Genomic DNA, 12,436 nt, shown 5'->3' with positions numbered 1-12,436 from the left:
ACATTCCGCTTGACGATGATGAGGGCGCGCGACAGTGTCGCGGGCTCATGCTCAGGAACCGGACCCTTTGCGATCGACGCCGACGTCGCTGCCTCCAAGCGGCGGCTCTTCCGGCTGCGCGTCGATCGGCGTCCTTCCACGGGTGATGGCCTCATCATAGGCCCCCCGGAACGGCCCGACCCGCGTTCCTGAACCCCCGCAGCCCTCGGCTTCGGGGGTTTTCTTTTGCCTGAACCCCAGAATCTGCCCGAACCCAGGAAGGACACTCCCATGAGCATTCGCGTCGGCATTGTCGGCATCAGCGGTTTCGGCGGCGGCGAGGCGATGCGCCTGATCGCCGGCCACCCCTCCTTCGAACTCGTCTACGCCGCGGGCGAGGGGAGCGCCGGCAGCCGTCTGGTGGACCGCTTTCCGGGTGTACCGGCCAAGCTCACGGGGCTGGTGATCGAGAAATGGGACCCTGCGGCCCTGCCGAAGCTCGACCTGTTGTTCGCGTCGCTGCCCACGGGCACCTCTGCGGAGGCGCTGGCGCGTGTCCCCAAGGACGTGAAGATCGTCGATATCGGCGGCGACCACCGCTATGTCGAGGGCTGGGCCTATGGCTTGGCGGACATCTGGCCCGCCGAGATCGCAGGGCAGACCCGTATCGCCAATCCCGGCTGTTTCCCGGCGGCGACGCTGACGGCTCTGGCGCCGCTTCTGGCCAATGGGCTGATCGAGCCCGGCAATATCGTGATCGACGCAAAGACGGGCATTTCCGGTGCCGGCCGTGGCGGCGGCGACAGCAAGTTCGGCTATGCCGAGAGCAACGAGAACTTGGTGCCCTACGGGCTGCTCAAGCATGTCCACATGCCCGAGATGGCCAGGACGATCGAGCGGCTGAGCGGGGGCAGCGCGGCCGGGCTGGTGTTCACGCCGCATCTGGTGCCGATGACCCGCGGCCTGCTCGCTACGATATATTGCCGCGGCCGCGCCACGACGGAGCAGTGCCTGGACGCGGCGCGGCGCTTCTATGCCGGGCGGGCTTTCGTCCGTGTGACCGACAAGCCGCCGCAGACCAAATGGGCCACCGGCTCGAACCTCTCTTTCGTCAGTTACGCGGCCGATCCGGAACGCAATCTGGTGATCGCGATGGGCGTGGTCGACAATCTCGGCAAGGGAGCCGCCGGGCAGGCCGTGCAGAATGCGAACCTGATCTGCGGGCTGCCGGAAACCGCGGGGCTGGATGGCGCGCCGATCTGGCCTTGACGAGGGCAGGGCCCCGGCAGCGCGCAATCCCGCCTACTTCAGCTGGCTGTCCTTGCTGCCACGCCGGTTGTAGCTGGATTGCGCCGCCGAGCGGTCATGGCCGGATTGGCAGGCAACACAAAGGCGGGCGCCGGGCATCGCGAGGCGCCGCGCTGCGGGGATTTCATCCCCGCATTCCCTGCAATGGATCTCGCCCGGACCGCTCGGCAGCCGCGAGCGCGCGAGACGCACCGCATCCGTGATCGAGCCGTCGATCTGGTCCTGAACCGCTCCGTCGGGAGCCCATCCGCTTGCCATGACGCAACCTCCGATAGCCATAAGATGGCCTTGGCAGGTGCGGAATCCAAGAGCTCTGGCCTGGCGCGGGGCAGCCGCGTTCAGGCGAAACGCTTCGCCCCGGCCACGCAAAGCACGACCACGGCGGTTGCCGCGATCATCGTCCAGGCGATCGGCTCGCCGAGCAGCCAGCCCGCCAGAGTGAGCCCGAAGAACGGTTGCAGCAGCTGGAGCTGGCCAACGCTGGCGATGCCGCCGAGCGCCAGGCCGCGATACCAGAACACGAAGCCGACCAGCATGCTGAAGACCGAGACGTAAGCGAGGCCGATCCAGGCCGGCGTGCCGATGCCTTGCCAGGTCGGAGGCCAGAACAGCAGGGCGATCACGGCCATCGCCGGCAGCGACAGCAGGAGCGCCCAGGAGATCACCTGCCAGCCGCCGAGCCGGCGCGACAGCGTCGCGCCTTCGGCATAGCCGAGCCCGCAGAGCAGGACGGCCGCGACCATCAGCAGGTCCCCCGTCAGCGCGCCGCTGTCGCTGTTGGCGAGCGCGAAGCCCGCGACGGTGGCGCTGCCGATCCCGGAGAACAGCCAGAACACCGGCTTCGGCCGCTCGCCGCCGCGCAGCACGCCGAACAGCGCCGTCGCGAGCGGCAGGAGGCCGATGAAGACGATGGAGCGCGCCGAGGGGATATGCTGCAGGGCAAGCGCCGTCAGCAGCGGGAAGCCGAGAACGACGCCGATGGCGACGATCGCCAGGGGGCGGATATCCGCCCGGCTTGGCCATTGCTGGCGCAGCAGCATGAGACAAGCCGCGCCCAGCAGGGCTGCGATCCCGGCGCGGGCGCCGGTCAGGAACAGCGGCGAGAACCCGGCAACCGCGACGCGCGTCGCCGGCAGCGAGCCGCTGAAGATCAGCACGCCGATGAGCCCGCTGCCCCAGCCCTTGCCGCCCCAATCCTTCATCATGTGACCTGTCCTGCCCTTTCGCGGGAAGCCGTGCTCTAGGCGTGAGGGCCTGACGAAGCCAGCGACAGAACGATACATTCATGGCAAACTGTATGGCTATGAATGACCATACACTCTTTGGGAGCGGAGCCGTATCGACGCGCACCGACGCTGTGATGGCCGCGATCCGCGGCCGGTTGGCGGCACGGGCGCTGGCGCCTGGCGATCGCTTGCCCTCGATCCGCCGCTTCGCCACCACGATGAAGGTCTCGCCCTCCACCGTCGTCGAGGCCTATGACCGTCTCGCCGCCGAGGGGCTGATCCGCGCGCGCCAGGGCTCGGGCTTCTATGTCACCGGCGGTGGCCTGCCGCCATTGGCGCTGACGCAGGCCGCTTCGCCGCAGGAACTCGCCGTCGATCCGTTCTGGGTCTCGCGCCAGTCGCTCGATGCCGAGCCCGGTGCGCTGAAGCCGGGCTGCGGCTGGCTCCCGCCCGACTGGATGCCGGACGAGGCCTTGCGCCGCGGCTTCCGGGCGCTGGCCCGTGCCGATGGCGCGATCCTCACCGATTACGGCGGCACGCGCGGCGCTTCCGTCCTGCGCCGGCTCCTGCTCGGGCGCTTCGCCGAGGCCGGGCTCGCGGTTGCGCCGGAACAGCTCATGCTGACCGGCTCGGGCACGCAGGCGCTCGACCTGATCTGCCGTTTCCTGCTGCGGCCGGGCGACGCCGTCCTCGTCGACGATCCCTGCTACTTCAACTTCCAGGCGTTGCTGCGAGCGCATCAGGTGCGTGTGCTGAGCGTGCCCTATACGCCCTCGGGTCCGGACATCACGGCGTTCGAGACCGTCGTGGCGGCCGAGCGCCCGCGCCTCTACCTGACCAATTCCGGATTGCACAACCCGACCGGCGCCGGCCTGTCGCCGCAGGCCGCCTTTCGCGTTCTCAGCGCCGCCGCTGCCAACGACATGATCATCGTCGAGGACGACATCTTCGCCGATTTCGAGCCGGAATCGTCGTCGCGATTGGCGGCGCTCGACGGGCTGGAGCGTGTCATCCGGATCGGCAGCTTTTCGAAGACGCTATCGGCCGCCACGCGCTGCGGCTATATCGCTGCGCGCTCCGACTGGATCGAAGGGCTCGTCGACCTGCAGGTCGCGACCAATTTCGGCGGCCCCAGTCCGGTCTCGACGGAATTGCTGGCGGGTGTTCTCGCCGGCGGAAGCTACCGCAAGCATATGGAAGAGCTGCACCGCCGCCTCGCCCAGGCGCGGCGCGAGGTCGCCGCAAGGCTTGAAACGCTCGGGATTCGCCCCTGGCTGATGCCGCGCGGCGGCTTCTATCTCTGGTGCCGCTTGCCTGAAGGCATCGATTCCGCCGAACTGGCGCAACTCGCCGTGATGCAGGGCGTGGTGCTGGCGCCCGGCAATGTCTTCAGCGTCGCCCAGACGGCCGGCAGCTTCATGCGCTTCAACGTCGCCCAGTCGCGCGACCCGCGCGTCATCGAGGTGCTGAGGCAGGCGATGGCGACGATGCGGCAGCAGGGCCGGCCGGCAGCCGCCCGCGATTGATCCAGCGCAGCTTGGGCTTGCGCCGCACTCGTCAGCCCGGCGCCCCCCTGTTATAGACCGCCGCAATAACCGGCCCGGCCGGACAGGACCCGAAAGTTTTGAGATCATGCATCTGAGGATCGGCACGCGCCGCAGCCCGCTGGCGATGGCCCAGACCAACCACGTCATGGGTCTGATCCGGGAGAAGTTTCCGCAGACGGAATTCACCCTTTGCCAGATCGCCACGATCGCCGATCGCGACCGCGTTTCCGAGTTCCACCAGTTCGGCATGGTCGGCGTCTTCGCCGTCGAGCACGAGCAGCAATTGGTCAAGCGCGAGGTCGATTTCGTCGTCCATTCGCTGAAGGACCTGCCGACCACCTTGCATGAGGGCCTCGTGCTCGCCTCGGTGCCGCCGCGCGAGGACCCGCGCGATGCGCTCTGCGGCGCGACCATGGACTCGCTGCGCCAGGGTGCGCGCGTCGGCACGGGCTCGCTGCGCCGCCGCGCCCAGATCCTGAACCTGCGGCCGGACGTCACCGTCGTCCCGATCCGCGGCAATGTCGGGCCGCGCCTCGCCAAGATCGGTGGCGAGGACGCGCTCGATGCCGTCATTCTCGCCCATGCCGGCCTGCGCCGGCTTGGTATGGACGGCGCATCCTCGGAGGTGCTCGCGCCTTCGCTCTTCCCCTATGCGGTGGGACAGGGCGCGCTCGGGCTCGAAGCCCGCGCCGAGGATACGGCGGTGATCGAGGTGCTGAAGGCGATCGAATGTCCGAAGGCCCGCGCAGAGGCCGAGGCCGAGCGCGAGATGATGCATGCGCTGGGGGCTGGCTGCAGCCTGCCGGTCGGCGCCTGCGCGACCTGGCAGGATGGTCGCCTGACGCTGCACGCGCAGGTGACCTCGATCGAAGGCACGGAGCGCGTCGTCGCTGATCAGAGCGCGCCGCCGGATCAGGCGCGCCAGCTCGGCCTCTCTGTCGCGCAGACTCTGAAGGAACGGGGCGGCGTTGCGATCCTCGAAAAGAGCTATCGCAGTCATTATCCGAGCTTCAAGTCGCTGTAGTCGAGCGGCACAATAAGAAGCCCGGCCTCCGCAGGGAGGGCCGGGCCTCGTGATAGCCACCGTCGCATGCAGGCGAGTGGCCGCTTCCGAAATTGTCTCAGAGCCGGACGGCGACGTCGCGATGGCGCGTCGCGAACAGGGCCGCCTCGCGGCGAAACAGCATCCAGGCGGGCTGCGGCGTCTCGTGGCCCGGCTCCCGCATCGACATCGTGTAGGGGCCGGCATTGCCGGCCGGCTTGTCGGGGTCGAGCCGTGCCGCCCGGCACATCGCCCGCGCGATCCGCGTGATCCTCTCTTCGTCCATATCCGCCTCCGCCGCGAAGATTCAGCGGCGACGGAACGCCGAATCGGGCCTCCCGGTTCCCGGATAAAAGTCGAAAAAGGAAAAGCCGAACAATGGGAATGTGTTGCGCGACGGCAGTGGGTCGGCCGGGCAGCGACGGCTCCGCCCGCGGCTAGATGGGATCGCGCGGATCGTCGGCACCAGGCTTGTCGAGCATGGCGCCTCCCGCATCGCGCGAGCGCGCCCACATAGTCGACAGTACGATCCCGATCGGAACGCCGATCAGCAGGATCCAGACGACGAAGCCCCAATCGCCAGTCATCGGGCTGCCTTCCCCGGGCTCAGATCTTCGGCGGCAGCGAGCCGCGATCGAAAACCGGGATCGACTCGGTGTTGCCGCGCAGCGGCCGGCCCACCGGCACGTCCTCGGCTGCCTGCCGCACGGCCTCTTCCGATTCCGTCAGCCCGTCCGGCGTGTCGTTGGCGTCGCTGCCGGCATCATGGACATTGGTGCGGTCGCTGACGCGACGGCTCTCGGCGAGGTCGGCGTCGAGGACGCTCTGGCTGGCATCGATAGGCGTGGGCACGTCTTCGAGCCGTGCGGGATTTTCGCTCTTTTTGTCGATCTGGGCCATAGCGGCTCTCCTTTGAAGGGTTTCAGGAGCAAGCTCTCAGCGGCGGCATTGTTCCCGCGATGTCAGGCTGCCAGCAGCCCAAGCGCGCGCTCGATGCGCGAACAGCCGGGCTTGGCGCGCGCCTTCGCATAGGTCTTCTGCAGGCGGCCGCTGGCATAGGCGTCGATGACGATCGCGTGGACATAGCTCTTTCGGACGACGGCCGGCGTGTTGACCAGCTTCTCCGAGATCGAGCGCATGATATCGGCGAGCTGGCGCTTGCGTCCGGCTTCGCTCGCCACCGCCTCGCCGGCGAGCAGCAGTTCGGCTGCGGCTGCATTGGCGGCGAGCATGCGCAGGTCCTTGCTGCTGACCGGCAAGCCGCAGGCGCGTTTGAGATAGGCGTTGATCTCGGACGCATGGATTGGCGCGACGGAGCCGTCTTCGCTCCGATGTTGCAGCAGGCGCCGGCCGGGCAGGGTGGTGATCCGCGCGATCGCACGCGCCAGCGGCGCATCGTCGATCACGCAGGAAATCTCCTTGCCGCTCTTGCCGCGGAAATGCAGCGCGACCCGCGTGCCCGTCAGCGAGACATGGCGTTTGAGCAGGGTCGAGGTGCCGTGGCTGCCATTCTTCCTGGCATAGGTTTCGTTGCCGACGCGCAGATGGCCGCGGTCGATGATGGCGGCGGCGCAGGCCAGCGCCTTGTCGCGTGATAGCGTTCGCGCCTTGACGTCGGCAGCGATGCGGGCGCGCAGCTTCGGCAGGGCTTCGATCAGGCGGGCGAGCCGCTTGAGCTTGCGCCGCTCGCGCACCTTCTCCCAATCGGGATGGTAGCGATGCTGGATGCGGCCGGCCTCGTCATGGCCGATCGCCTGCAGATGAGCCCGCGGATCGGCTGCGATACGGACGTCCTGATAGGCCGGCGGGATCGCCAGCGAGCGAATGCGGGCCAGCGTCTCCTCGTCGCTGATCTTGCGGCCTTCCGCATCGCGATAGCCGAAGGAGCGGCCGTGGCGGATGCGGCGGATCGTGAGTTCGTCTGACGAAACGCGGCGCAGTCGCGTCGTCGAGGAAGGGCGTTTAGCGTCGGAGGAAACCGGCATGGGCGGCGCTCGCAGGGGTCCGCTGCGAAAACGGCGCCATCGTCCAATTGGTTCCGTTCAGTCGAGCATATTCACCACGCTTCGACAAGCGCGCCGGCTTCTGGGGACGTATGCGCGAAAATCAGTGGCCAGATCACAGGTGGCTCGCCCAAACTGTCAAAAAAATTGAACGATTTATTTGGGGAGACGATAGTGCCGCGCGTTTTGATCGCCGAGTTCATGCATGAGACGAACACCTTCAGTGTTCAGCTCACGGACGAAGCTACCTTCAGGGCGCATGGCGCTTTCAGGGACAACGAGATCCCCGGCGCCTTCCGTGGCACGCGCACTTCGATGGGTGCAGCGTTCGAGGCAGAAGACAAATTCGGCTGGAGCCTTGTCCACCCGCTGGTGACCGGTGCCAACCCGTCCGGCCGCGTCACCGACCACGCCTTCGACCTCTTCGCCGGCCAGATCGTCGATGCCGCCTCGGGCGTCGACGGCGTGCTGCTGCATCTCCACGGCGCCATGGCGACGGAAAGCTCGGATGACGGCGAGGGCGAATTGTTGGCGCGCCTGCGCAAGCGCATCGGACCTGATGTTCCCGTCGTCGCGGTGCTCGATCTGCACGCCACGGTCACGCAGCTCATGGCCGACAATGCCAATGCGCTGATCTCCTACCGCACCTATCCCCATATCGACCAATACGAGCGGACCTGGCAGGCGGCCGAACTGCTGCAGCGCGCGATGAAGGGCGAGATCAAGCCCAAGGTCGCGCTCGCCCGGCGCCCGATCCTCTACGCGCTCGATGGCGGGCGCACGACCTCGCCGCCCTTCCTCGAATTGCTGCGCCGTGGCGATGTGCTGGAAGCCTCCGGCGATGCGCTCGTCGTCAGTGTCCAGGCTGGCTTCTCCTCGGCCGACGTCCACGATATCGGCCCCTCGATCGCAGTTACCGCCGATGATCGCGGCAAGGCTCAGACGATCGCCGAAGAGCTGATGGACTATGCCTGGGAGCAGCGCCGCTTCTCCTCGATCCATTTCACGCCGCTGGCCGAGGCCATGGCCCGCGCCAAGGCCGGCGAGGCCGATACGGGCAAGCCCGGCTACAAGCCGGTCGTGATCTCGGACTATTCAGACAATCCCGGCTCCGGCGCCTATGGCGATGCGACCAACCTGCTGCGCGCGGTGCTCGATGCCGGATTGAAGAATGTCGGCTTCCACGCGATCAACGACCCCGAGGCCGTGCTCGCCGCGCAGGCGATCGGCGTCGGCAAGCGCGGCCGGATCAAGCTCGGAGGCAAGGTCGATCCGAGCATGGGCGGCGGCCCGCTCGATCTCGACGCCCATGTCGTCGCCATAACGGACGGTTATTTCCTCTGCCATGGCCCGATGGCCGGCGGCGTCTGGCGCAATTACGGGCTCTCGGCCCTGCTGCGCGTCGACGATGTCGAGATCATCGTCATCACCCATAACGGCCAGGCGACGGACCTCGCGCAGTTCACCTCGCTCGGCGTCGACCCGACCCGGAAATCGACGGTGATCGTCAAGTCGATGCAGCATTTCCGCGCCGCCTTCGAGCCGATCGCGCGCGAGGTACTGGAGGTCGATACCGGCGCGCTCTCGACGCGCAATTTCAAGGAGCGGCCCTACAAGAAGGTGCGCCGCCCGATCTTCCCGCTCGACGATATCTGACCGCCGCTCTCAGGAGCCGCGACGACTGGACTTGAGGAGAACACCATGGCGATTCAGGCCGATATCGTATTGCGCAACGGGCCGATCTGGTGCGGGCGCGAGGAGGGCGTCGTCGAGGCGCTGGCGATCTTCCGCGACAAAGTGCTGGCAGCCGGCAGCGATGCCGAGATCAAGCCGCTGATCGGGCCGAAGACCCGCGTCATCGATCTCAAGGGCCGGCTGGCGACGCCGGGCCTCAACGACTCGCATCTGCATCTGGTCTCGCTCGGCATGACCATGGGCTGGGTCGATTCCAAGCCGGAGGCCGCGCCGACGCTCGAAGCGCTGCTCGGCGCGATCGCAGCCCGCGCCGCCCAGTCCAAGCCCGGCGAATGGATCCTCTCGCGCGGCTACGACCAGACCAAGCTCGACACCGGCCGCCATCCCTATCGCGAGGAGCTCGACCGCGCGGCGCCGAACAATCCGGTGATGCTGGTGCGCGCCTGCGGCCATATCGCGATCTGCAACTCGGAGGCGCTGCGCCTCGGCGGCATCGACGAGCAATCGCCGACGCCGCAGGGCGGCCTGATCGAACAGCAGAACGGGCGGCTCACCGGACTGCTTGCCGAGAACGCACGCGCGCCGGTCCAGGCGGCGATTCCCGCCGCGACGGAAGAAGACATCATCGCCGGCATCGAGCGAGGCGGGCAGTATCTGCTCTCGCTCGGCATCACCAGTTGCATGGATGCTGCCGTCGGCCAGAAGGGCGGTTTCCGCGAGATCGCGGCCTATCATCGGGCCAAGCGCGACGGGCGCCTGCCGGTCCGCACCTGGCTGACGCTGCTGGGTGACGATGGCCGCTCGATCGTGCCTGATTGCTACGACGCCGGCCTGATCTCCGGCACCGGCGACGAGATGCTGATGATCGGCGCGGTCAAGCTCTTCCTGGACGGCTCGGCCGGTGGCCGCACCGCCTGGATGACCGAGCCCTATCTCGGCGAGGACAAGACCACCGGCGTCTGGATGTGGGAGGATGCCGAGCTCGAACGCATGGTGCTCGACGCCCACAAGAAGGGCTATCAGCTCGCCTGCCACGCCATCGGCGATGCCGCGATCGAGCAGTTGATCACGGCCTATGAGAAGGCGCTCGCCGCCTATCCCGATCCGGACCGGCGCCACCGCATCGAGCATTGCGGCTTCTCTACCCCGGCCCAGCACGAGCGCATGGTCAAGGCCGGCATCTATCCCTGCCCGCAGCAGGTCTTCATCCATGATTTCGGCGATGCCTATGTGAAGGTACTGGGCCCCGAGCGTGCTCTGCCGAGCTATCCGTTCCGCACCTGGTTCGACCTCGGCCTGAAGCCGGCGACGGGCAGCGACGCGCCGGTCTGCGACCCCAACCCCTTCCCGAACTTCCACACCATGCTGACGCGCGAGACCTGGAAGGGCACGGTGATGGATGCGGCCCAGCGCGTCTCGATCGAGGAAGCGCTGCAGGCCTATACCGAGTTCGGCGCCTTCTCCCAGAAGCAGGAAAAGGTGAAGGGCAAGCTCGCGCCGGGCTTCCTGGCCGATGTCGCTGTGTTCTCGCGCGACCTGCTCACCGCCGCGCCGGCCGATATCCTCAAGGACACAAGCTGCGATCTCACCATCCTCGGTGGCGAAGTCGTCTACGAGCGGGCTTGAGCGAGGGCATTTTCGAGCGGAGACGATCGGTTTTCGTGAAGAAAATGCGAAAAAAATTCGGAGCAGACCCGCGCCCTTCTGAATTGCGGAGCTGCTCCGGAGATTTGACGGCGTGGGGGAAGACAAGCGCGGCAAAGCCGTTATGGTTTCACTTGAAAGCAAACAACTCCGGATCAGCCGGAGCGGATAAACGGGAGGAATGATCGTGTTGTTGAAGAAATTGGCCTTTGCGACCGCGCTGACGCTGGCGGCCTTTACCATCTCGGCGCAGGCCCAGGAGCCGCGCCGCGGCGGGACGATCCGCTTCACGGCGCCCTATGGCGCGTCCTTCGTCAGCAATGACAGCCACGTCTCGAACCAGATCCAGGACGAGATCTACGGCTATGCGCTGCACAGCATGCTCTACAAATGGGATGCGCAGGCCGGCAAGCCGGCGCTCGACCTCGCCAAGAGCGTGACGGTCTCGCCCGACGGCAAGACCTATACCTACAAGCTGCGCGACGACGCGCTCTTCCATAACGGCCGCAAGATGACGGCCGACGACATCATCTGGTCCTATACCCGCCTGATGGACGGCGCGAAAAACTATCCCGGCGCGCGCTATATCGCCCGCGTCGTCGGCGCGACCGATGTCCAGAAGGGCCAGGCCAAGGAAATCTCCGGTCTCAAGAAGATCGACGATTACACCCTGGAGATGACGCTGACCGACAAGGCCGATCCCGGCTATTTCCTGTTCAGCGCGACCACGGCGATCATGCCGGCCAAGGAGGCGCAGGCGCCGGACTTCTTCAACAAGCCGATCGGCCTCGGCCCGTTCAAGTTCGTCGAGCACGTCCCCGGCTCGCGCATGGTCTTCGAGCGCTGGGAGAAATACTACCAGGCCGGCAAGCCCTATGCCGACAAGCTGGTGATCTCGCCGATGGGCGAGGCTGCGGCGCGCGACGTCGCCTTCCGCAACAAGGAGATCGACGTCTCGATCCTGGGCTCGACCCAGTATGTCGCTTACAAGGCCGACGCGAACCTCTCGAAGGGCATCCTCGAAGTCGCCGAGGTCTTCACCCGCAACATGGGCATGAACCCGTCCTTCAAGCCCTTCTCCGACAAGCGCGTCCGCCAGGCGATCAACTATGCGATCGACAGTGAGCTGATCATCAAGCGCCTCGTCCGCGACAAGGCCTATCGCGCGGTGAGCTGGCTGCCGCTCTCCTCGCCGGCTTTCGACAAGGACGCCAAGCCCTACGCCTTCGATCCCGAGAAGGCCAAGAAGCTCCTGGCCGAGGCCGGCTATCCCGACGGCTTCGAGTTCGAATGGACGGCCACTCCGAACGAGAGCTGGGGCGTTCCGATCGTCGAGGCGACGATCCCGATGCTCGCCAAGGTCGGCATCAAGGTGAAGGTCAAGCCGGTCGAGACCTCGGCGCTCGGCGGCGTCGTCGTCGGCGGTGACTTCCAGTCCTATATCTGGTCGAACACCTCGGGCCCCGACTCGCTGACGGCGCTGAAATGCTTCCACTCGTCGACGCCGCGTTCGTCCTGCAACTATACCACCTTCAAGAACGCGGCCTTCGACAAGCTGATCGACGACGCTTCGGCCGAGACCGATGCCGCCAAGCAGCTCGACCTGCTGAAGAAGGCCAACAACCTGCTGCAGGAAGAAGCCCCGGTCTGGTTCTTCAACTACAACAAGGCGGTCCTGGCCTATCAGCCCTGGCTGCACGGCCTGCAGCCGAACGCGACCGAGCTAGCGCTGCAGCGCTACGAGGACCTCTGGGTCGACGCTTCCTCGCCCGCGGCGAAGTAAGCGCGGTTGAATCTTGCCATCCGGGCTACCGGCCCGGATGGCGGAAGCATCTCCGTCATTCCGGACAAGCCGCGTCAGCGGCGCTGATCCTGAATCCATCGAAGGGCGTCGCGCTCTGCGATGGATTCCGGGTCAAGCCCGGAATGTCGATCCGGTTTTCCGCGGTCACCATGTGTCATGGGTCGGGTTTGATCCGCTTTTTCGGCGTC

General features: G+C 66.7%; 13 protein-coding genes. 6 read left to right on the top strand and 7 right to left on the bottom strand.

Translation table 11 applies throughout. The annotated features are described in order from the left end of the window. Positions 1–51 precede the first annotated feature (51 nt). The gene (locus JHD80_RS02245) at positions 52–345 is read right to left on the bottom strand and encodes a hypothetical protein (protein ID WP_199084801.1); all 294 of its coding nucleotides are present in this window, start codon (positions 343–345) and stop codon (positions 52–54) included. Here JHD80_RS02245 and argC point away from each other — a divergent pair. Then, the gene (gene argC, locus JHD80_RS02240) at positions 271–1,248 is read left to right on the top strand and encodes an N-acetyl-gamma-glutamyl-phosphate reductase (protein ID WP_199084744.1); all 978 of its coding nucleotides are present in this window, start codon (positions 271–273) and stop codon (positions 1,246–1,248) included. The genes JHD80_RS02245 and argC overlap by 75 nt on opposite strands. 33 nt (positions 1,249–1,281) lie before the next feature. Here the strand turns inward: argC and JHD80_RS02235 are convergent, their stop codons facing one another. Beyond that, positions 1,282–1,545, bottom strand: coding sequence for a DksA/TraR family C4-type zinc finger protein (locus tag JHD80_RS02235; RefSeq protein ID WP_199084743.1), 264 nt, complete (start codon positions 1,543–1,545; stop codon positions 1,282–1,284). Between the two features lie 80 nt (positions 1,546–1,625). Then, complete coding sequence (locus JHD80_RS02230) at positions 1,626–2,492, bottom strand: DMT family transporter (RefSeq protein WP_248311340.1); 867 nt, start codon at positions 2,490–2,492, stop codon at positions 1,626–1,628. Positions 2,493–2,647: 155 nt separating this feature from the next. Here JHD80_RS02230 and JHD80_RS02225 point away from each other — a divergent pair, with 155 nt between their 5' ends. Together JHD80_RS02225 and hemC are read left to right on the top strand one after the other, a co-directional pair. Beyond that, positions 2,648–4,039: an aminotransferase-like domain-containing protein gene (locus tag JHD80_RS02225; RefSeq protein ID WP_199084742.1), complete on the top strand. Its 1,392-nt coding sequence runs from the start codon at positions 2,648–2,650 to the stop codon at positions 4,037–4,039. Positions 4,040–4,145: 106 nt separating this feature from the next. Continuing rightward, positions 4,146–5,084 (top strand): hydroxymethylbilane synthase, encoded by a 939-nt coding sequence (hemC, locus tag JHD80_RS02220; protein ID WP_199084741.1) that lies wholly within the window; start codon positions 4,146–4,148, stop codon positions 5,082–5,084. Between the two features lie 97 nt (positions 5,085–5,181). On the opposite strand, the gene JHD80_RS02215 is transcribed toward hemC, so the two are convergent. From JHD80_RS02215 to JHD80_RS02200, 4 genes are all read right to left on the bottom strand, one after another. After that, positions 5,182–5,388: a hypothetical protein gene (locus JHD80_RS02215; protein WP_199084740.1), complete on the bottom strand. Its 207-nt coding sequence runs from the start codon at positions 5,386–5,388 to the stop codon at positions 5,182–5,184. Positions 5,389–5,539: 151 nt separating this feature from the next. Continuing rightward, positions 5,540–5,689, bottom strand: coding sequence for a hypothetical protein (locus JHD80_RS02210; protein ID WP_199084739.1), 150 nt, complete (start codon positions 5,687–5,689; stop codon positions 5,540–5,542). 19 nt (positions 5,690–5,708) lie between these two features. Then, positions 5,709–6,002, bottom strand: coding sequence for a hypothetical protein (locus tag JHD80_RS02205; protein WP_199084738.1), 294 nt, complete (start codon positions 6,000–6,002; stop codon positions 5,709–5,711). 62 nt (positions 6,003–6,064) lie between these two features. Further along, a complete protein-coding gene (locus tag JHD80_RS02200; RefSeq protein ID WP_199084737.1) occupies positions 6,065–7,087 on the bottom strand; it encodes a DNA topoisomerase IB in 1,023 nt (340 codons plus the stop codon). Between the two features lie 192 nt (positions 7,088–7,279). Between JHD80_RS02200 and JHD80_RS02195 the strand changes: the two genes are divergently transcribed. From JHD80_RS02195 to JHD80_RS02185, 3 genes are all read left to right on the top strand, one after another. Continuing rightward, positions 7,280–8,761, top strand: a complete 1,482-nt coding sequence (locus tag JHD80_RS02195; RefSeq protein ID WP_199084736.1) for a M81 family metallopeptidase — start codon at positions 7,280–7,282, stop codon at positions 8,759–8,761. A 45-nt stretch (positions 8,762–8,806) separates the two neighbouring features. Beyond that, entirely contained in the window at positions 8,807–10,426 is a 1,620-nt protein-coding gene (locus JHD80_RS02190; RefSeq protein ID WP_199084735.1) for an amidohydrolase, read from the top strand. A 211-nt stretch (positions 10,427–10,637) separates the two neighbouring features. Continuing rightward, a complete protein-coding gene (locus tag JHD80_RS02185) occupies positions 10,638–12,227 on the top strand; it encodes an ABC transporter substrate-binding protein (RefSeq protein WP_248311348.1) in 1,590 nt (529 codons plus the stop codon). Positions 12,228–12,436 lie beyond the last annotated feature (209 nt).

This window comes from Allobosea sp. ASV33 (genome assembly GCF_016428755.1).
In the GTDB taxonomy this organism is placed as follows: Bacteria; Pseudomonadota; Alphaproteobacteria; order Rhizobiales; family Beijerinckiaceae; genus Allobosea.
The sequence above is the reverse complement of the archived record's forward strand: the minus strand, read 5'-3'. Positions and strand labels throughout refer to the sequence as shown.

Excerpts from the sequence above, each read along its gene's own strand:
- argC (WP_199084744.1), top strand. The coding sequence starts at position 271 with ATGAGCATTCGCGTCGGCATTGTCGGCATCAGCGGTTTCGGCGGCGGC.
- JHD80_RS02235 (WP_199084743.1), bottom strand. The coding sequence starts at position 1,545 with ATGGCAAGCGGATGGGCTCCCGACGGAGCGGTTCAGGACCAGATCGAC.
- JHD80_RS02230 (WP_248311340.1), bottom strand. The coding sequence starts at position 2,492 with ATGATGAAGGATTGGGGCGGCAAGGGCTGGGGCAGCGGGCTCATCGGC.
- JHD80_RS02225 (WP_199084742.1), top strand. The coding sequence starts at position 2,648 with ATGGCCGCGATCCGCGGCCGGTTGGCGGCACGGGCGCTGGCGCCTGGC.
- hemC (WP_199084741.1), top strand. The coding sequence starts at position 4,146 with ATGCATCTGAGGATCGGCACGCGCCGCAGCCCGCTGGCGATGGCCCAG.
- JHD80_RS02215 (WP_199084740.1), bottom strand. The coding sequence starts at position 5,388 with ATGGACGAAGAGAGGATCACGCGGATCGCGCGGGCGATGTGCCGGGCG.
- JHD80_RS02210 (WP_199084739.1), bottom strand. The coding sequence starts at position 5,689 with ATGACTGGCGATTGGGGCTTCGTCGTCTGGATCCTGCTGATCGGCGTT.
- JHD80_RS02205 (WP_199084738.1), bottom strand. The coding sequence starts at position 6,002 with ATGGCCCAGATCGACAAAAAGAGCGAAAATCCCGCACGGCTCGAAGAC.
- JHD80_RS02200 (WP_199084737.1), bottom strand. The coding sequence starts at position 7,087 with ATGCCGGTTTCCTCCGACGCTAAACGCCCTTCCTCGACGACGCGACTG.
- JHD80_RS02190 (WP_199084735.1), top strand. The coding sequence starts at position 8,807 with ATGGCGATTCAGGCCGATATCGTATTGCGCAACGGGCCGATCTGGTGC.